General features: G+C 61.5%; 21 protein-coding genes. 13 read left to right on the plus strand and 8 right to left on the minus strand.

What is annotated here, in order from left to right:
• Positions 1–201: 201 nt before the first annotated feature.
• Positions 202–417 carry a hypothetical protein gene (locus AC1DS6_RS34805; RefSeq protein WP_477104160.1) on the plus strand — a complete coding sequence of 72 codons (216 nt, stop codon included), beginning with the start codon at positions 202–204 and terminating at the stop codon, positions 415–417.
• Between the two features lie 126 nt (positions 418–543).
• Entirely contained in the window at positions 544–1,428 is an 885-nt protein-coding gene (locus AC1DS6_RS34810) for a hypothetical protein (RefSeq protein ID WP_477104161.1), read from the plus strand.
• Here the strand turns inward: AC1DS6_RS34810 and AC1DS6_RS34815 are convergent.
• The 6 genes from AC1DS6_RS34815 to AC1DS6_RS34840 all read right to left on the minus strand — a co-directional run bounded on the left by AC1DS6_RS34815 (position 1,400) and on the right by AC1DS6_RS34840 (position 6,047).
• Positions 1,400–2,632: a DUF1173 family protein gene (locus AC1DS6_RS34815; protein ID WP_477104162.1), complete on the minus strand. Its 1,233-nt coding sequence runs from the start codon at positions 2,630–2,632 to the stop codon at positions 1,400–1,402. The two genes, AC1DS6_RS34810 and AC1DS6_RS34815, sit on opposite strands and share 29 nt — an antisense overlap.
• Before the next feature lie 256 nt (positions 2,633–2,888).
• Positions 2,889–3,479, minus strand: a complete 591-nt coding sequence (locus tag AC1DS6_RS34820; protein ID WP_477104163.1) for a phospholipase D family nuclease — start codon at positions 3,477–3,479, stop codon at positions 2,889–2,891.
• A 111-nt stretch (positions 3,480–3,590) separates the two neighbouring features.
• Complete coding sequence (locus AC1DS6_RS34825) at positions 3,591–3,968, minus strand: hypothetical protein (RefSeq protein ID WP_477104164.1); 378 nt, start codon at positions 3,966–3,968, stop codon at positions 3,591–3,593.
• 43 nt (positions 3,969–4,011) lie between these two features.
• Complete coding sequence (locus tag AC1DS6_RS34830) at positions 4,012–4,155, minus strand: hypothetical protein (RefSeq protein WP_477104165.1); 144 nt, start codon at positions 4,153–4,155, stop codon at positions 4,012–4,014.
• A gap of 305 nt (positions 4,156–4,460) precedes the next feature.
• Positions 4,461–5,006, minus strand: a complete 546-nt coding sequence (locus AC1DS6_RS34835; protein WP_477104166.1) for a 1-acyl-sn-glycerol-3-phosphate acyltransferase — start codon at positions 5,004–5,006, stop codon at positions 4,461–4,463.
• Between the two features lie 9 nt (positions 5,007–5,015).
• Positions 5,016–6,047 (minus strand): hypothetical protein, encoded by a 1,032-nt coding sequence (locus tag AC1DS6_RS34840; protein WP_477104167.1) that lies wholly within the window; start codon positions 6,045–6,047, stop codon positions 5,016–5,018.
• Between the two features lie 229 nt (positions 6,048–6,276).
• Between AC1DS6_RS34840 and AC1DS6_RS34845 the strand changes: the two genes are divergently transcribed.
• Both AC1DS6_RS34845 and AC1DS6_RS34850 read left to right on the plus strand, forming a co-directional pair.
• A complete protein-coding gene (locus AC1DS6_RS34845; RefSeq protein ID WP_477104168.1) occupies positions 6,277–6,813 on the plus strand; it encodes a YcbK family protein in 537 nt (178 codons plus the stop codon).
• A gap of 299 nt (positions 6,814–7,112) precedes the next feature.
• Entirely contained in the window at positions 7,113–7,415 is a 303-nt protein-coding gene (locus AC1DS6_RS34850; RefSeq protein WP_400097295.1) for a hypothetical protein, read from the plus strand.
• Positions 7,416–7,570: 155 nt separating this feature from the next.
• On the opposite strand, the gene AC1DS6_RS34855 is transcribed toward AC1DS6_RS34850, so the two are convergent.
• Positions 7,571–8,008, minus strand: coding sequence for a Rieske (2Fe-2S) protein (locus tag AC1DS6_RS34855; RefSeq protein WP_477104169.1), 438 nt, complete (start codon positions 8,006–8,008; stop codon positions 7,571–7,573).
• Positions 8,009–8,251: 243 nt separating this feature from the next.
• Positions 8,252–9,655, minus strand: coding sequence for a UvrD-helicase domain-containing protein (locus AC1DS6_RS34860; RefSeq protein WP_477104170.1), 1,404 nt, complete (start codon positions 9,653–9,655; stop codon positions 8,252–8,254).
• A 189-nt stretch (positions 9,656–9,844) separates the two neighbouring features.
• Between AC1DS6_RS34860 and AC1DS6_RS34865 the strand changes: the two genes are divergently transcribed.
• From AC1DS6_RS34865 to AC1DS6_RS34905, 9 genes are all read left to right on the plus strand, one after another.
• The gene (locus tag AC1DS6_RS34865) at positions 9,845–10,249 is read left to right on the plus strand and encodes a hypothetical protein (protein ID WP_477104171.1); all 405 of its coding nucleotides are present in this window, start codon (positions 9,845–9,847) and stop codon (positions 10,247–10,249) included.
• A gap of 15 nt (positions 10,250–10,264) precedes the next feature.
• A complete protein-coding gene (locus tag AC1DS6_RS34870) occupies positions 10,265–10,603 on the plus strand; it encodes a hypothetical protein (protein WP_477104172.1) in 339 nt (112 codons plus the stop codon).
• A 140-nt stretch (positions 10,604–10,743) separates the two neighbouring features.
• Positions 10,744–11,715, plus strand: a complete 972-nt coding sequence (locus AC1DS6_RS34875; RefSeq protein ID WP_477104173.1) for a DUF932 domain-containing protein — start codon at positions 10,744–10,746, stop codon at positions 11,713–11,715.
• A gap of 59 nt (positions 11,716–11,774) precedes the next feature.
• Positions 11,775–12,167, plus strand: a complete 393-nt coding sequence (locus tag AC1DS6_RS34880; protein WP_477104174.1) for a hypothetical protein — start codon at positions 11,775–11,777, stop codon at positions 12,165–12,167.
• Positions 12,168–12,389: 222 nt separating this feature from the next.
• Positions 12,390–14,090 carry a PRTRC system ParB family protein gene (locus AC1DS6_RS34885; RefSeq protein ID WP_477104175.1) on the plus strand — a complete coding sequence of 567 codons (1,701 nt, stop codon included), beginning with the start codon at positions 12,390–12,392 and terminating at the stop codon, positions 14,088–14,090.
• 39 nt (positions 14,091–14,129) lie between these two features.
• The gene (locus tag AC1DS6_RS34890; protein ID WP_477104176.1) at positions 14,130–14,609 is read left to right on the plus strand and encodes a PRTRC system protein E; all 480 of its coding nucleotides are present in this window, start codon (positions 14,130–14,132) and stop codon (positions 14,607–14,609) included.
• A gap of 13 nt (positions 14,610–14,622) precedes the next feature.
• Complete coding sequence (locus tag AC1DS6_RS34895; protein ID WP_477104177.1) at positions 14,623–14,832, plus strand: PRTRC system protein C; 210 nt, start codon at positions 14,623–14,625, stop codon at positions 14,830–14,832.
• Between the two features lie 100 nt (positions 14,833–14,932).
• A complete protein-coding gene (locus tag AC1DS6_RS34900) occupies positions 14,933–16,081 on the plus strand; it encodes a PRTRC system protein F (protein ID WP_477104178.1) in 1,149 nt (382 codons plus the stop codon).
• Complete coding sequence (locus tag AC1DS6_RS34905; RefSeq protein ID WP_477104179.1) at positions 16,078–16,800, plus strand: PRTRC system protein B; 723 nt, start codon at positions 16,078–16,080, stop codon at positions 16,798–16,800. Before AC1DS6_RS34900 ends, AC1DS6_RS34905 begins: the two co-directional genes overlap by 4 nt.
• Position 16,801 lies beyond the last annotated feature (1 nt).

A 16,801-nucleotide genomic window follows, 5' to 3' on the forward strand; every position in this document is an offset into this window, starting at 1 on the left:
GTCGACCAACAAAAACAAACCTGCACCGGCCGGCTACTTACACGACGCCCCCGCGGAGCAGCGTGGACGTGGGCGTTAGCGCACTTGCAGCCTATTGTTTCGATCGATCGATCAGCCGCACGCAGGCATGGATCGTGGCCAGGTAGTAATAGAAGGCCCAGCTCAGCCAGATCGACGCATCGTATCCGCCGGCGTTCATCCATGCTTGAGCGCCCGATCTCGTCTCAGGCCAACCGCGGGCGGGTGTGGAACGGATACTCCGTGTACCGTCCGGAGCAGATTGGCAAGCTGCTCACGATCTTTCGTGCGTGCCACAACTACGTCTGGCTGGCAGACGGCGTCAAGGACACCCCAGCAATGCGCCTTGGCCTGGCGAAGGCCGTTCTTGACTACAAGGACATCATCTACTTCTCGTAGCCCTAAAAGCGGCTACGTCCCCCACAAGACAAACGGGGCCGGTTCAAAACCGGCCCCGTTTGAGCTTTGCGCTGCCGGATCGTCGTTTCCTCGCAACCGTTCAGTTTCCGCAGGCCAATTCCTTGCATGAAGTTCACCGATCCGTACACTCGCAGCAGATTAGAACCAGTGGCGCGCGGCAACCGGCGAACGCCCTCGCAATTACACGCCCTTGCCTTGGCGGGGGAATCAAAACAAGCCTTAGGAACACGTATGCGGCAACGACTTGGTGTGCTGTGTCTCATCACCCTGCTTTCTGGGTGTGCGGTCAAGTGGTACAAGCCTGGCGCAACCCAGAGTGAATTTGAGTACGATAAGGCGCATTGTACCGCCGAGGCCTACCAGCAGTTCCCCGTGGCGAACGTCTCAAATACGATCGGGCAGGCTACCACCACGCCAATCCTGACCACCTGCCAGAGTTCATATGGCGGTTCATACGGCACGACAAACTGCATGACGACCGGCGGACAATACCATCCCGCGCCAACGATCACCTACGATGCCAACACCGGTGGCAGGGGCGCGGCGTTTAAGGCATGTATGTATGGGCGGGGCTATACGACGGAAGCGCCGGCGGCAATCCCGCCGACCGCCGCCAGCCCACCTCAATCCAATGAAAATTACGCTCCTATCGATACGACATCTGCCAGGAACAAAACGGTGGCGACGCCCGCCAAGCCCCCCATCATGGAATTCGTAGCCGTTGGAGGTTGCGAAAAGCTGGAGATTGGGGGGAAGAACATCACGAAACAGTGTGGCAAGTCCTTGCGCCGCACGATTTACCCGAATGGCTGGAGCGCGATCCGGATCGGCATCAATGACGGCCAGACTATGCTCTTCTCGACCAGGCCCGAGGTCACCCTCTCCCCGGAATCCGCCGGTCTGGATGTGGAAACGCTTGGCTTCGATGGCGGCAAGGGCGAGGGTGTCAGCTTTTTGCAAGCTAGCGGGCAGTGCCAGATCCTGACTTGATCGGGGGCAACACGACGCTTTCCAGCGCCTGGCCTGGCGGAATCCATTCCACAACCGGCGTTCCGAGACGGGCGTAGTACTGGCGTTTCTCCGTGACCTTCCTGTCGTACTCAGCATTGCCGACCATCCCGTAGACCTCGATCACCGTTTCCTTGCCGGTATCCCGTAGCACGAAATCCGGGTGCACTGGTGCCCGGTCGACGTGGCGCAGCGGCTTCATAAAGGTGCGGCCTTCACGGATCAGCCGGTCCGCCATGGCGAGCTCGTAGGTGGAGTCGCCAGGGATGAACACCGCATTGGTAAGCATTGCTGCGACTTCCACCGCCTTGAGGTATCGCTTGTCGGAGTGGCTGACAGCGAGGACGGCTACACATCGTGCTCCATGACGCCCGATTCCCGACAGGGCCGTGCCGTGTGCCTGGAGCGTCGCCTTATAAGCCGCTTCCGACAAGTAGTAACGTCGATTGTTCTGGCGCAGGACCAAGACTCCCCCGAACTGACTGGGCTCGAGCGACTGGATCTCACCAATGACGAGTCCGCGGCGTTTCTCGTCGGCGTTTGACTTGAGCCTGTCCAGGAACGTGTCCAACTCGTCGTTGATCTCGGCGCGCTTGTCTGGTTCATAGCGTCGAATGACGTGAAGAATGTCTGCGGCCGGCTGCCCATTGATCTGGCCATTGCCGAGCTCCCCGCTCAGACGAGCCCAGCAGCTGGCCCAGCTCCGGCGCTCATTTGCCGACCAGCTATTCAGGCCCGCGGCCTCCCAGGCATACTCGAGAAAGGCCAACAAGCCAGCAGTTCGGCGGCCGGCTCCCCTGGCTTCCGCGGATGGCACCTGCACTGGGCTGGCCGGTACGGCGCGCGGCAGTACCGTCAGCGCGAGATCCAGGCGGATATCGAGTACGCCGTCCCTCAGCACGAACGGAGCGGTGGCTACCGCGTCCTCCGATCGCCCAGCCCAGGCTCGCCCGAAGGGACATTCCTTCGCGTGCAGGTGGGCTTGGTCGGGCCATCTCGCCAGCAGGTACGAGGTGCCGTGGCGCCGAATCTGCAGCTTCGGGAAGGGCGTTCTGGGAACACAGCCGCACTCCGCATAGCCGGCAGTCCGCTTCGCGCGCTCCAGCACGGCGTTGTATCCGCCCTCACTTTCCGTCAATTCGGAGAGCGCGTAGGCCTGGCCCATGATGTGTACGAGAGGGTTCATTCAGCCGCCTCCAACGTCCGCAAGCCAACGCCGCCGTTCTGCGATCACGGCCGCCTCAGCCCGTGAAAACTGATCACACTCACGGATCGACAGAACGGGGAGAAACCGGAGCGGCAGGACTTCCAGGTCGCAACGACCGTAGCCAAGCGCGGCGGACCGCCGGGCAGCGGCTGCGTGCTCCTTGACGTCCGATTCTCGTGGGCGGAGGGTCGTCCGATTGCAATCCACGCACTGACACGGGTACATGCTGGCCGTCCTAAAAACGAGGCTGGTACGGCACGCCGGCATTGAATCGGCTTTGCCAGTGGCGCAGATAACGACGTGCGAGATCTGGCCGGTCCCAGATCACCAGCACGTTCTCGCTGTTTCTCCGCGCTGCCGCATCGCTGTAGTTGAAGCTACCGGTTTCGACTGTGCGACCGTCGACGCAGAGGAATTTGTCGTGATGGATGGCATATGTGCTGATCGTTCGCACCGGAATGCCAGCGGTCACCAACGAGCCGAGGGCGGCGGCGGCCTTCCCGCTGCGGTCCTCCGACAGGTTGTTCCGCTGGTCGACCACCACCTGGATATCCACGCCGCGCCGGCGGGCATCCAGCAGCGCTTTCGTGACCGGTGCGGACGTAAAGCTGTAGGCGGACACTCGAATCGACTGCTTGGCCGAACCAATAACCTTGAGCACGAGATCGAGCGCGCCTGCATCAGGGGAAAACGCGGCCTCGATATCGGTCGAGCTCGCAGTGATTGCTGAGGCCGCATCGGGAAGGCTAAAGCTGAACGCGTGCCCGATGGCCGGCAGCAGGGCCGCAGCAGCCAGGGCGGCCGCTGCAATGTGGTGTTTGCGCATAGAAGTCCTTCGGCATAGCGACGGCAGGATGGCTTCCCATTCTTGCCCTGCGGCGCCGGGCGGCCCGCTCAAATAGGAGCCGAAAAGAGACCGGATTCGCTCGCCGAAGGACTACTTTCGGGGCGCCTGGAAGTCGTCGTAGTGCTGGTTGCCCATGTCATGGAAGGTCCATGACAGAAGGAACACCAGAATCGACAGGATGATCCCGAGCGCCCAGGACTCCATCGCGTAGCCGACATAGGCGCCCATGAGGGTGTAGAGCAAAGTCGCGACACAGCTCACTACTCGGCGCGCCCGTTGGCTGGACAGCACCAGGAAGCCCAGCAGGGCTGCCAGGGCCAGGCCGGCGTATGGGTTCATGCCCTTCATGATGAAGAACGTGGCGAGGAACAGGCCGGCTGTCATGCATTCAAAGAAGACGAGAGACGACCAGGACTGGTTCGCCTCCTTCTGGATAGTTGCGCGTCGGATATCTTGTTGGCGGATCATTTTCGGTCCCTTTGTTCGGGGGCAATTCCGCTTGCCCGTTCGGTTAGCCAATCTTGATTCGGGAGAGTGCAGCCAGCACTGCCACCGCGATCAATGCACCAAGACCAATCGCAAGTCGCACGGTGATAGGGCAGGCTCCGGTTTCGCTCCAGCTGCAGCGCCGATTTGTCTTGTCGAACAGTTTCATGATGTCTCCTCAGTACCTACTGATAAGGTACTGCCGCATTTTGCCGGCGCAACTCCCTCGTTCGAAGGGATGGGATTTGCGAATGCCTCACCGCAAGACCTCGACCTCGACCCATTCCGCCTCGCGCAACACGCCTTCGCAAACACTGCCGTCGACCAGATGCCGGCGTGGATAGCGGAAACTCCCGTCGCCGCGCCCTCTGCCGGGTATCCTTCCGGCGGAGAGATGGCCGCACACCACGCAACGAAAGCGCGTTGCCGGCTCTCTCGGCCTGATATCCGAGGCGTGGCGCGGCACACGCTGCCTCAACGGACCGGCTCTAGATGGCGGCCGAAGGTCAAGGTGATCGCAGGCCACCATCGCTTGCCCGCCTTGGCGAACAGGCGGCTTTGCTCAGCGCCCCGGATTTGGACGTAGACGATCGTGGCCCCGGTGCGCTGGGAAAGCCAGGCGACACCGGGCCGCTCTGGCAAAGGGGCTCCGCCCGTCCCGATCGCGCCCTCGGGAAACAGCATCACCGCCTCGTCCCGATTCAGCCGCTGCGAGAGCGTGCGCATTGAGTAGGGGGAGTTGCGATCCAACGGGATCACGTCGCCGAATCCCATGCGCGCGAGGGCCCGCATCCCCGCCATCGCGAGCCAAGAGTGCCGCGCATAGTCGGGATCGACGCCGAACATGAGGGGTACCGGGCTGGCCAGGGCAATCAGGACGCCGTCCAGCAGGCTGACGTGGTTGGCGACCACGATGACGCGGCCACACTGCAAGCGCGTGACGACGCTGTCTTCCAACTCGACATTGACGCGAAGCGCAGCCAAGACGGTCGTGCGGAATATCTGGCGGAGCGTGATCATAAGGTCGGCTCAGTTGTGGCACGGTGTGTCGTAGCCGCCGGAAGCGAGCGCCCATCCGTCGTAGGAGTCCTCCCGCGTGCAGACGCGACCGCCGAGGCAGTGCATTGCGGGGAGAAATTGCTCGGGCTCGGTCTTTCGCACGATTCGTTCCCAGTGCTGCACCACGGCATCCGATGCCCAGGCGTCCTCCAAGGCGTAGAGGGGAATCGGGCCTCTCTGTCCCTCGCTGAGCGAGCGACGCACATTTAGGCTAGCGATGTGCTTGAGCACCAGCAGCATCTCGATCAGCTGCCGCCGCGTCTTCTTGGTCCGAATGATGTCAATCACAGCCTGAATTCGGTCCGTGCCGCTTAGCAGCGGCCGGCCTAGCATCGCCAGGCTCAGCACTAGCTGGAAGGCTGTGTACGGCGAGTGGCAAATCGTCCGTGGGGGAGGCAAAACAGCCATGGTCAGTCGTGAGGTGGCGTCGGGGGGGACGTTCGGGTCGTTCCAGGCCATCATGTAGATCTGGCGGCGCCATTGTTCGGGTGTCAGGGTCGGATCGAGCTGCTGCTGCAATTCGCCTTGTAGGATCCGCACTACCGCTTGAGTCGTTAGCGCTCCCTTGGCCGTGTTCGCGCGGGCTGAGGTGACGGCGAGGTTTCCCGGTGCGTATCCCGCCGCGTTGTATAGGCGGTCCACCGACCAGGTCGTATCGCTGGCGGAAGAGTGCGCCAGGGTGACGCGTGTCACGGGGCAATACGGCGAGTCGATCGTGCGCAGGTAGTCCGGGGTGATCCGATCATCGAAATGCCGCAGGCGGCGCCAGGCATTGACGCGGAGCTGCAGCCATTTGCGCACGTACCGATCGCCGCGCGGTCGCGTGATCAGGAACTTCTGACTGCCGTAGCGATGGCCTTGGAAGATATGCTCCGGCAGCGCATCGGCGGCATCTTGGACGCTCGATGGCAGGCGCAGCCCGTAGCGGGCATAGTCGTAGCCGATGTCGAAGGCAAGCTTCGGATCCAGCCCGAGCGGTATGGTATTGCAGGAAGACTCCATGATTGCTCCATTCACGTCGCAGACCGATCAATCTTCAGGCTCGATTTCGCTCGCGCAACCTGCAATTCCGGCGGAAAAACGCATCTGACTCCGTCGAGCCGCGAGGCACACGGAAAGCGGACCCATTTGCACGCGCAATCCCATCCGAGGTGGTATCGATTGGCCCAGATCATGGAGCGTCGATAAGCTTCCATCCCGTACCATGCTCCCGAACCCGAAGAGTGACCTCTTGCTGCCGTCGCGTCGGCGATTCCTGCTGCACAGCGCGGCTGCCGTGGCCTCCCTGGCGTTACCAGTTCCAGGATGGAGCGGCGACTTCTGGTCACAGCCGCGCGAGCTATGGCTCGTTCGCGGTCGCGAATCGGTAAAGGCGGTGTACTGGGCAGACGGCAAGCTGATCCCGGAGGGGTACACGGCGCTATGCCGACTCCTGCGAGACGTGCAACTCAACTTGGCGGTGCAGATCGACCCAGTAACACTCGATATCCTGCGCGGCGTGTACGGTTGGCTGCGTTACTTCGGTATTGACGAACCGGTTACGGTGCTCTCCGGCTATCGCCACCCGTATACCAATGCGCGGACGGAGCGCGCGGCGCTCAACAGCCTGCACATGCTCGGCCAGGCAGTGGACATTCGGATTCCCGGGGTCTCGGCCAGCCGCATTGCGCAGCTTGGCAAGTATCTGTCCGCCGGTGGCGTTGGCTACTACCCCGCGGATGGCTTCACGCATCTGGACCGTGGCAAACTCCGCACTTGGATAGGCTAATCGGCCAAAATCTGACAACAAATTGGCCAGTGTGGAACGTCATTCTTTTTAAAAATCAATTGTTTACCATATTTGGATTTGCCCGCGCGGGCATTGAGGGCGGCAAATCGGTTAGGCAAATCTGTAGGACTTGCCCTGCAAGGCCAGAGAATCTATGCCAGAATTAAGGTAAGCCTCCAGAGAGGCAAGAGCAACAATCGGACATCCGCCTGGCGGTTTCGGATTGGCCCCCATTCCGAAGGCGCTACGCGCCCATCTCCATTTCAATCGCCGTTCCGCGGCAATGTCTGGAGATCGCGATGCCCGCAATTTTTGACAAGGTCGAACGCAAAGCTATTCAAGCGGCTTCCGAAGGCAACACGTTTCGTCGCACCGATCGAGCTCAAGCCAGTGCCTATGCACGTTGGCCGCTCTTCGAGCCGGCGTTTTGGGGCAGTTTGACCAAGGCAGCGGAACAGCCCGAAGAAGCAGCCCGAGTAAAGGCCCTCGTAGAGCAAATGTTCGAAGCCGGAGCGGATGAATCGCCCACCGTGCTGCGCAACCTCGAAATGCTGTTCAAGCTCGCAACCGCGACCTCGCGTCGCGCACGCGTGCTGCACTGACAGCCACCGCAATTCGAAGTCCCGAAAGGGACTTCCAGAGGACCTCTCTGGAAGTCCCTTTTTCCTTTAGGTTCTGCCGTCGGCGGCCTCCTGGGCCGCCGACGGTAGGAACCCGCCGTCGCTTCTCAATACCCTGAAGCCGGAGGTTTAGCAGTTTAGCGGTTTAGCGACGCCTTCCCCTGTGACCGCCCGAGCATCTGGAGATAAGCATCGATGACGGGCTCTCCAAGCCGTTCGGTCTGCATGAGGACTGGGCTCCCGCCGACTAGCTCAGATGCCGCCCGATGTATGAGCAAGATCACGATGTCCGACGGTATCTTTCCGAAATGGGTGGATATCCCCCTTAGTAGTTCGATCTCTCTTCTGCCAATCCGGAGTCTTATGTCCCTTAGGTCGCGCTTTGCTACTGCTCTGGATTCCTTGATCTGCGCCGCGACGCGTCTGCATTCTGCTCTGCCTAGAGTCATCCCATAATGCCCTTTTGCTTCAATGCTAATTGCGGCGGCAGAAACCCGTGCCAATGCTACGTCGAGACGCGCAATCTGCTCTGCCGAGAGGCGTACCGGGTTGGACTTTCTTTGTTTCTTGACCATTCTCATACTTCCTTGGCTCGAGTCGCTGTTCGAGACCGTTTCTGACGTATTTCCCGACCGGCTGTGACGCCGGAACTTCCCTGGTTCTGGGGCCACCTTGATTGCGGCAACCAGCGGGGCATGCAAGCTGCCCTCTCACATACTCATCAAGCATTCCTTAGCTCTTCACCTCACTTTCAACTGCGCCTTAAAGCGACGGCGTTCGCCGTCTACCGCGGGGGTGCAGTGTTCTTCCGCGCGGCCCTATCGGTTCAACGATATCTCCCGTAACCAGTCGCGCAACATGCTGTTTGGCCGTAGCGAATGCACGGCACGGGTCACGGCTACATAAGCCAAGTTCGCTTCCTGCAAGTCCAGATCGTCATCGGCGAGATCCGGGAAATCGTCGGCCATCACGACGCGCAACAGGTCCTGGCCTTTGGATTTATGGGCGGTGGCCAAGGTGAGGTCAGCGGTCGCGCCCACGGGTGGAAGCGCCCGGCGTATCGCCTTGATCAGCGCCGGGATGTCTCCGCCGTAGATCCCCACCACCTTGATCAAGCGTTTTGTCTCGGGGTCATCCGCTGCCTCTGCGTAGCGCTCCATCTCCCGAAAGGACCGGAACTGCCGCACTAGCGGATCGCGGACCTGATCGGGGCACCCGATAAACAACCAATAGGCGTCCAGTACCTGTGCAAAGTTGTAGCCATCGATGCCGCCGACGAACGCGAGCGACTCACCGCTCTGGACAGCAACGGCAGCCTGGGCGAACACCTCGGCGTTGGTGCGGCAAAGACACGCGTGGGGTCCGTATGGCCGGAAGTCTTCAATCTGGGTGTCGGCACCGCCGCCGACGATCGCTCGCGTCTCGCCGTAGAACTCCAGTAACAAGGCAGTGGCAATCGCCGCGACCCGCGGCCCGAAGCGGAAACTCCGGGTCAGGTGATAAACGCGGGAGGCCGTGCCGGGGTCCATCGCATTGACGCTGCCTCGGTAGCGGTAGATGCTCTGGTAGGGGTCGCCCACGATGATCTTGGGCGGAGCCGGGTTGCGAAACAGAGCGAGGGTGGTCGGATTGCTGTCCTGACCCTCGTCCAGCATGACGAAGTCGTAGGGCAGGGTGGGGCGAGAGAGCTGAAACAGCTTCAGGTAGCCGTCGTGCACCATTGGTGCCTCGTCCTTGGGGTCGGCCATCCGTTGCCAAAGGCTCTTGGCGACCGCTGCAACGTGGGTCCTTCGCTCCGTCGTAATGGATAGGTCGCCACCGGCCGGTGCGAGCCGCGGAAACTCGTCGTGGTCAGAGCAGATGTAGGCGTTTACACACTCGACCACTTCGCGCCCCAGCTTCCAATCCTCACCCAGCCCCATTAGCCGCATCGCATCGCCCACTCGCAGGTTCCCGGCGAGCTTGTGCGCATAGCGACTGCCGAAGCGCGGATAGGCCAGTGCGTGCACTGTCTTGCAGGTCGTATTGGGAGGAAAGGTCTCGCGGGCAGCGATGGCAGCGGCCCGGTTATAGGCAAGATAGAGCCCGCGCTTTTTCGGGTGCGCCGCGGCCTTGAGCCGCAGCGTCGTGGTTTTCGCCGCGCCGGCGAAGGCGATCACCATCGCCAGATCGCTATCCAGCGGATCCGCGATGATGGTTTCCTGTTCGTCCGTCAATTGCATCACTTCGCTTCCTGGCGGCATCTCGCGAGTGCGGCCGCAAATTCCGATTCATTCTCTTGGTGTTTCTCTTGCGCGCCACCCCGAAAACGATGCAGAATTGAACCCGTTACCCCGCTTTCAAATCGCCGCAGCAGCGGCATGTACCGGAAGGGGGGTGAAATGACAGAGCTAGCAGTAGGCAGGGGATATATGCGTCTGCTCGGGAAGCTTCAACCCGAGCGCGAGTGCGACGAACCCGTGCATATTGCGCGGATCATTTCGCCCACTTGCCGGACAGAAGATGAGCTTGGCCTGATCCATCCTATTGGCGCATTGCAGCGCCGGGATTTGGCCCGCGCGCTCCCCGTATTCGACCATCGTGATTTCATCGCGCGCACGTTTTTGCGATATCACGAGCGCTTTTTTAGTAGCGAAGGTCGCATCCATCAATTCCACAAGGCCACTCCGGATTCGTTCGTGCTCTACGGCACGATCGTCACGGACGGCGTCAATCGTCTCGTCGACTTCTGCGTGCAGTCCGGCAGTCGCCTGGAATACAGCAGACAACTTATCCGCAGCGTGATCGCCGCCCTGTGCGTTGGCGAGACACAGTAAGGAAAACCAACAATCATGAAAAAGCACCCAGACGATCAGGGTGGGCTGGATCTCGCCGCCCTTCCCGAAGAGAAGCCCGAAACGGCGGCTGTCAGCCCGTCGCGGGGACGCAAGTCCAAGAAGCAGCACAGCCTGTTGATTGCCGGTTTCCGCACTCTGGATATCGAGCTCGCGCTCATTCAGTGCGGCAACACGTTTCTGGTCCGCAAGTGCCGCGTTCAGCCGTATGCGGAACAGGCTCGTACTCCGGTACCGGATAAGGATGCCGGCATCGCGGCGCTAGTCAGCGAGTTGGCCACTGCCGGTATCACCGGTCCGTTGGCCCGGATGCGCTGCGCGCGCTTCGGGTTCTAGCCTTCTTCCCACAACTTCGTGAAGCCCCTCGGGGCTTCCGTTTGCGCCCTGCACGAGGCGTAGACGGAAGGTCCGATACCTCCTGGTTTTTGTTGCAGCACCCAGCTGCATTGTCACAAACGCCACCCAGGAGATTCCAAATGGCTCACGAACTACAACTCTCTCTCGACGGCACGGCCTCCATGGCCTACGTCGGTGCAATGCCGTGGCATGGCCTCGGCCGAAAGCTCACCGAGAACGCGACGATCGAAGACTGGCGCCGCGAAGCCAAGCTGGATTGGCATCTGCACCGCAGCACGGTGCAGTTCATGAATGGCGAGATGCACGACTTCCCGGAGCATCACGTGCTCTACCGAAGCGACAGCAACGCGCCGCTGGCGGTGGTTTCCGATCGCTACAAGGTCGTCCAGCCGGGCGAGGTCCTGGAATTCTTCCGTGACCTGGTCGCGCACTCGGGCTTCACGCTCGAGACCGCGGGCAGCCTGAAGGGCGGGCGCCGAATCTGGGCGCTGGCCAGGACGGGTTTTGACGCCGAAGTGGTCGACAACGATCCGGTGAAGAACTACCTGCTGCTGGCCACCTCTTGCGATGGCTCGCTGGCGACGACCGCGCAGTTCACCTCCATTCGCGTCGTTTGCAACAACACCTTGCATCTGAGCCTGCATGGCGCGCAAGCCGCGTTGGCCAGTGCGTCGGTGATCAAGGTCCGCCACAACACCGAGTTCGATCCGACCGTTGTGCAGGACCAGCTCGGCTTGATCGGCGAGAAGGTCTTCGGCAGTTTCATCGACCGCATGAAGAACTTGTCGGAGAAGGCGGTTTCGCCCGCACAGGCGGATGCCGTGCTGCAGTCCTTGATGAGTTCGATTGCAACCCCTGACGTCACGAAGTCGCGAGGCTACAAGACCGTCATGGGGCTATTCAATGGCGCCGGCAAGGGCGCCGGGTTGGACGGTGTCAGGGGTACGGCATGGGGGCTGCTTAACGCGGTCACCGAGTACCACGATTTCCATATCCGCGCACGCGGTCAGGACAATCGCCTGAACTCCGCTTGGTTCGGCATTGGTGCCAACGCCAAGGAAAAGGCGCTTCAAGCGCTGGAAGCACTGTAAGTCGTAACGCCGCCGCCAGCCGCCAGGCTGGCGCGGCGCCACCTCATCTGGAGATCGCCATGAGCCAACACCACTTTCAAACGGTCCACGGGGCCAATACCATCGACGTCGTACTCGGTTGGGACCGCCCGCTGCACCATTTCTTTCTGTGGGTGGAGCGCCTGCGCTCTCCGGTTGCCATGGAACAAGCCGAGCAACGAGCAATGGCCGAGACGGCGGATTGTCAAGAAGAGCTGACTGATGATTGCGAAGAGCCCTCGGAGGACTTCCTCTACCACAACCTGGACGACACCACTTCGATGGGTGCCGGCCTCGCTTACTTCCGCAGCAAGCTCGCCGCACTTGGCGTCACCGTGCCGGAGACCATGTTCACCCAGGTCCTGCGCGACAAAGCACTCAACATCGGCAACCGGTATGTGGTCTATCGAGCGGATGGCACCTTCGAAGGCTAGGCCGCGCCCGGCCCGTCCGCAAGGCAGGAAGCACGGCACAGACACCAGGCGTTCTCCGATCCCGGATCGGTACACCTGCACTGCCGCGTTTTCGGACTGCTGCTGCAGTCCCAAGGCGCGAAGAGTCTAGATGGTTTTCACAGCCGCCAGAGCGGCAAGTTAAGCCCAAGAGGGGAACCACTCCCTTCACGGGTGGGTTCCCTCGCTATAGGAGAACCCACAATGCAAGAATCCGCAATGCTGCTCGAACAGCCGACTCTACCCTTGAGCCGGATCCGCACGAGCCGATTCAATCCACGCCGGTTCTTTGATCCGGTGAAAATGGCAGAACTCGTTGCCGGCGTACGTGCGGCGGGATGCATCATGCAACCCATCGTTGTCCGCCCGGTTGAGGACGACCTCTACGAGATCATCGCCGGCGAGCGACGCTACCGCGCGGCGACCGAGGTGTTTGGCGTCGAGTACGCGATGCCCATCGTGGTGCAGGATGTCGACGACGAGACGGCGGAGGCCATGGCGATCATCGAGAACGTCTCCCGCGACGACATCGCGCCCTCTGAGGAGGCGGTGGCTGCAGCGAGGATGGTCGGCAAACTTAAGGGTGACCGGGAGGAGGCGGCGCGCATTTTCGGCTGGTCCCGTGCGCTTCTCGACAAACGCCTGGCACTCATGAACTGTAGCAGTGAGGTGCTTAATGCTCTCAACGAGCGCAGGATCCAGCTCGGTCACGCCGAGCTGCTCGCCGCCCTCGCCAAGGATAAGCAGGACAAGTTCCTGCCTGTCATCATCTCCGAGTCGAAGACGGTTGCTGAGTTGAAGAAGGCAATTGAGACGGTGTCCTGCAGTCTTGCAAGCGCCATTTTTGATAAAACGGAGTGCGCAACGTGCCCGCACAATTCTGCGCTGCAGACGGAGATGTTCGGCGAATCCATCGCCACCGGAAACTGCACCAATCGCACTTGCTTCAACACTAAGTGCGAGGCGCAGCTGGCCACGATCGAGCAAGGCCTCAAAGACGAATTTCCTGCGGTTCGGATCGTGCGGACAGGCGACAAGTACACGCGGATCCAGCTGGTCGTGGAGGGTTCCACCGGGGTTGGTGAGGAGCAAGCCAAGGCCTGCCATGCCTGCCAGAACTTCGGTGCTGCCGTCAGCGGCCTGCCGGACTCGATGGGCAAGGTCTACCGGGGTCAATGCTTCGACACGGCCTGCAACTCGCGCAAGGTTGCCGCGCGGATCGCGGCCGACAAAGCCGCGGCGGCACCGCCGTCGACATCAAAGAAGGGCGGTACGACGGGAAAGGCAGCAGCGGCATCTGGCGCCGGCACCACCGCTGGCGCTACGCCGGCGGAGAAGCCCGTCACGGCTGTCAGCGAGACCGATAAGGTGAAGGCCTACCGCGTCGCCCTCTGGCGTAAATGCCTGCGGCGCGAAGTGGCGTCCGATCCGATCGTGGCCAATCACTACCTCCTTGCCGTCGCATTGGCGGGCCAGGCGCGAACGATCGACGGGGCGGCCATGCGCAAGCTTTATGAGCGCATCGTTCCCGACGAAACGTGCTCGGCCACTGACCTTGACAAGGCGCTGGACGCCGCAAGCGCACTGACCGAAGTGCAGCGGGAGAACATGTCCGTGGCGCTCACCGTTGCCGCCATCGAGGGACTGGACGTGCCATCGCTGGTGCGTCTGTGCAAATACCAGAAGCTCGACTTGCGCAAGTACTGGAAGCTCTCCAAGGACTTCCTGGAATTGCTGACCAAGTCCGAGATGAGGGTGGTTGCCAACGAGATCGGCCTGCTGGCCGCGCTTGGCGATAGCACTGCCAAGGTTTTCAACAAGCCCAAGCCCGAGTTGATCGAAGCCCTCCTGAAGGTGGAGAAGTTCGAGTACGAAGGCAAGGTACCGCGCGTGCTGCTGTTCTAAGGCATCGCTTTCCCCCAGTTTTCAGTGAAAGGAAATTCCATGTTCCAACAACTTGCAACCCTGCTTGGCTCGTGTGAGAAGCTCGTCCTGACGCTCGCCCTCAAGGGCGAACAGATGACGGTCTTCGTCGCGCCAACCGTCAAGGGTGGTGCTGACACGGGTCTGAGCCTGCCGCTGGTCCTGACGGCCACGCCGGCTGAGCTGGATACCGGATTCCTCGACGCGCTTGCCGGGTATACGACGTCACGCCGCTCGCTCAGCGAGCAGGTGGAGGCGACGACTGCCGTGCTTGATGCCGCCAAGACCGCGCAAACGCAGAAGGCCTCGAAGGCGATCGCCAACGCTGGCAAATCGAAGTCCAAGCCGCAGCTCCCGAATGAGGAGAGTGAAGGCGAAGAGGAGGAAGAGTCCGCCGATGGCACTACCGAGGCGGAAGCCCCGGCAACTGCAGCTCCCTCCAGCGACGGACATCCTCCGGAGTCCAAGGGGACGGACCTTGCCGCATTGCTCGACGACTAATTGGAGGCACACCATGACCATCGAAGTGACGCGCCTTGTGCGCGAGTTCCTCTACAACGGCATGACGTTCGTCGATCCCGGCCCTGCGTTCAGTCCCGACGATGTGCGGGACCTGTACTCGGCGCAGTACCCGGAGCTGACCACCGCCAAGGTGGACGGCCCCGAGCACAAGGGGGAGACGGCAACTTACACCTTCGTCCGCGCTGCGGGCGCCAAGGGGTAGCCATGCGCCATCGGGACTTGATGAAAGCCCTGGCGGATCCCGACAGAGCATTTGATCGGCCGCCCGGGGCGGTTTTTTTACAATCGAAGGAGATGCAAGCATGCTGCTCAGCCCTCGGCAAACTGGTGGCGGCGTCGATGGAGGCGTCGCCGCAATCCCGCAATTTCTGCGGCCTGCCGCTGCCGCAGATCGACCTGCCCATGGTTTTCTGACGCTGCCGGAAGTCTCGGCCGACGTTGCGGTCAGGGGCAAGGTACGTTTCCATACCCCCGAAGCGGTCACCGCGCTGGCGCGTGCCCATTTTGATACCGGTGCGTTGCGCGCGCGGGACGTCAAGGCACCGACCGGCGTTGGCGACGCCTACGCCCAGGCGCTCTTTAAGTGGTTCGGCCGGCAGCATCGGCCGTTCAATTACCTCAACCTCAAGTTCTCCTTGCTGGACGCCGATGCTGTCCGCGAGGAGATTGCTCATCAATACGAGGCGCGTTCCTTTACTGGCGACGCACCGCTCTATCTGGCGGTGAGTAGCGAAGGGGAAGGGATCTTCGAGCTGCGCGCACACGCCGAGAAGCTCACGCGTGCGCACCCGCAGCTGCTGGCGACCGCCTTGCGTCTCATCGAAGCGGCGTCATGGCGGACTGCCTGGATCAGGACGCCGAGCGAGCTGCTCTCTCACTTTGCCCATTTCTATTGGGAGGGGGACGAGACAGAGTCGGACGCCGACAGCCTTGAGTGGCTGAAGGAGCGCTTTGACGAGGACCAGGAAACAATGCAGCGCTACTTGCCGTCGGTCGTGCGTGCAGAGCTTGTCCCCGCCGCGCTTCGCCTGACGCCGACAGGTCGGCGCCGACGCAGAGATCGCCGGGACTTCGGTCTCGACGTCGCTACGCTGGAATCGTTGACCAGTCGGCGAGGCATGGCACGGCTCTGCCGAGAGCTGATCCTGCTCCGCAACCTGATTAGCAGGGCGCGGGGCCGGGATCTCCTCAACTATGGCTACGACGCACGTCCTGTGTACTCAGCGGCCGTACTGGTCTGGGAGAACGACGAGCGGGTCCAGCAGCTCTTCGACGACATCTATCAATACGAGTGGGATGGCGGCGAGGCGACGATGCACTTGGGTTTCATCCCGATTGCACAGGAACCTTCGGCCATCCGACGCCAGTACGCCGATTGGCAACTTGCCCTTCAAACGCTGACCAGCATCGATCGTGTGCTTGGCCACCTCACAAACTCGGATCCACTATGACAAAGATTGCAATGGGACAGGCCGGCGTGGAGGTAAATGTCACCAAGGCCGTCCTCTTATATAGCCAGAAAGACGGAACCATTTCCTATGCGACGCTCCACCCGATCCTGGTTGCGCCCAAGGGCGACAGGCCCACGATCGGCGCGGGTGTGCCGCTTGACCGGTTCGGCCTCGTGCAGTGCCTGCAATCTCTCGCCGAGAACGCGATCCCACAGGCGGAGTTTCTGCCTGCGACCGTGTTGTCCATTGGAGCGCATGCAGTGACCTGGTGGTGCCCGCCGTGCACGCGTCGCGTGTTCTTCCAGTGCAAGGAGCTTGGCAATCGCAGCAGCATCGTGCCGCACCCCGGGCTTGTGTTTCAGGCCGCTGTCGACGGATTCCGCGTGTTCGCCCTGCGGGACGAAGGCAGGCCGACGCCGAAGACGAAGCTCTACGAGCCTCCCTACTTCAACACCTGGGACGCTGGAGAGATCTGCGTCGGCTCGGCAAAGGTCCCTGCGAGGATCGGCGTGAGCGCGATTCGTGGCTGGGAGGATGCATTTTTCAACTCGGCCTTCACGCACCCCAACCACGGCGGCAAACGGGTTGCCTACAAGCGCGGCGTGTTCGCGTTCTGGAAAGACATGCTGGACGGCGCGTTCGGGAAGGCATACCCAAAGGACGTCCTCGTTCCCTTCAAACACACTCTCGGCGATCTGATCGCCAACGAGCTCACATAAC

It is taken from the genome of Cupriavidus sp. 05L310, from assembly GCF_056398185.1.

What these genes read in the sequence shown, in the direction of transcription:
- AC1DS6_RS34805 (WP_477104160.1), top strand. Translation starts at nt 202, where the DNA reads ATGCTTGAGCGCCCGATCTCGTCTCAGGCCAACCGCGGGCGGGTGTGG.
- AC1DS6_RS34810 (WP_477104161.1), top strand. Translation starts at nt 544, where the DNA reads ATGAAGTTCACCGATCCGTACACTCGCAGCAGATTAGAACCAGTGGCG.
- AC1DS6_RS34815 (WP_477104162.1), bottom strand. Translation starts at nt 2,632, where the DNA reads ATGAACCCTCTCGTACACATCATGGGCCAGGCCTACGCGCTCTCCGAA.
- AC1DS6_RS34820 (WP_477104163.1), bottom strand. Translation starts at nt 3,479, where the DNA reads ATGCGCAAACACCACATTGCAGCGGCCGCCCTGGCTGCTGCGGCCCTG.
- AC1DS6_RS34825 (WP_477104164.1), bottom strand. Translation starts at nt 3,968, where the DNA reads ATGATCCGCCAACAAGATATCCGACGCGCAACTATCCAGAAGGAGGCG.
- AC1DS6_RS34830 (WP_477104165.1), bottom strand. Translation starts at nt 4,155, where the DNA reads ATGAAACTGTTCGACAAGACAAATCGGCGCTGCAGCTGGAGCGAAACC.
- AC1DS6_RS34835 (WP_477104166.1), bottom strand. Translation starts at nt 5,006, where the DNA reads ATGATCACGCTCCGCCAGATATTCCGCACGACCGTCTTGGCTGCGCTT.
- AC1DS6_RS34840 (WP_477104167.1), bottom strand. Translation starts at nt 6,047, where the DNA reads ATGGAGTCTTCCTGCAATACCATACCGCTCGGGCTGGATCCGAAGCTT.
- AC1DS6_RS34850 (WP_400097295.1), top strand. Translation starts at nt 7,113, where the DNA reads ATGCCCGCAATTTTTGACAAGGTCGAACGCAAAGCTATTCAAGCGGCT.
- AC1DS6_RS34855 (WP_477104169.1), bottom strand. Translation starts at nt 8,008, where the DNA reads ATGGTCAAGAAACAAAGAAAGTCCAACCCGGTACGCCTCTCGGCAGAG.
- AC1DS6_RS34860 (WP_477104170.1), bottom strand. Translation starts at nt 9,655, where the DNA reads ATGCAATTGACGGACGAACAGGAAACCATCATCGCGGATCCGCTGGAT.
- AC1DS6_RS34865 (WP_477104171.1), top strand. Translation starts at nt 9,845, where the DNA reads ATGCGTCTGCTCGGGAAGCTTCAACCCGAGCGCGAGTGCGACGAACCC.
- AC1DS6_RS34870 (WP_477104172.1), top strand. Translation starts at nt 10,265, where the DNA reads ATGAAAAAGCACCCAGACGATCAGGGTGGGCTGGATCTCGCCGCCCTT.
- AC1DS6_RS34875 (WP_477104173.1), top strand. Translation starts at nt 10,744, where the DNA reads ATGGCTCACGAACTACAACTCTCTCTCGACGGCACGGCCTCCATGGCC.
- AC1DS6_RS34880 (WP_477104174.1), top strand. Translation starts at nt 11,775, where the DNA reads ATGAGCCAACACCACTTTCAAACGGTCCACGGGGCCAATACCATCGAC.
- AC1DS6_RS34885 (WP_477104175.1), top strand. Translation starts at nt 12,390, where the DNA reads ATGCAAGAATCCGCAATGCTGCTCGAACAGCCGACTCTACCCTTGAGC.
- AC1DS6_RS34890 (WP_477104176.1), top strand. Translation starts at nt 14,130, where the DNA reads ATGTTCCAACAACTTGCAACCCTGCTTGGCTCGTGTGAGAAGCTCGTC.
- AC1DS6_RS34895 (WP_477104177.1), top strand. Translation starts at nt 14,623, where the DNA reads ATGACCATCGAAGTGACGCGCCTTGTGCGCGAGTTCCTCTACAACGGC.
- AC1DS6_RS34900 (WP_477104178.1), top strand. Translation starts at nt 14,933, where the DNA reads ATGCTGCTCAGCCCTCGGCAAACTGGTGGCGGCGTCGATGGAGGCGTC.
- AC1DS6_RS34905 (WP_477104179.1), top strand. Translation starts at nt 16,078, where the DNA reads ATGACAAAGATTGCAATGGGACAGGCCGGCGTGGAGGTAAATGTCACC.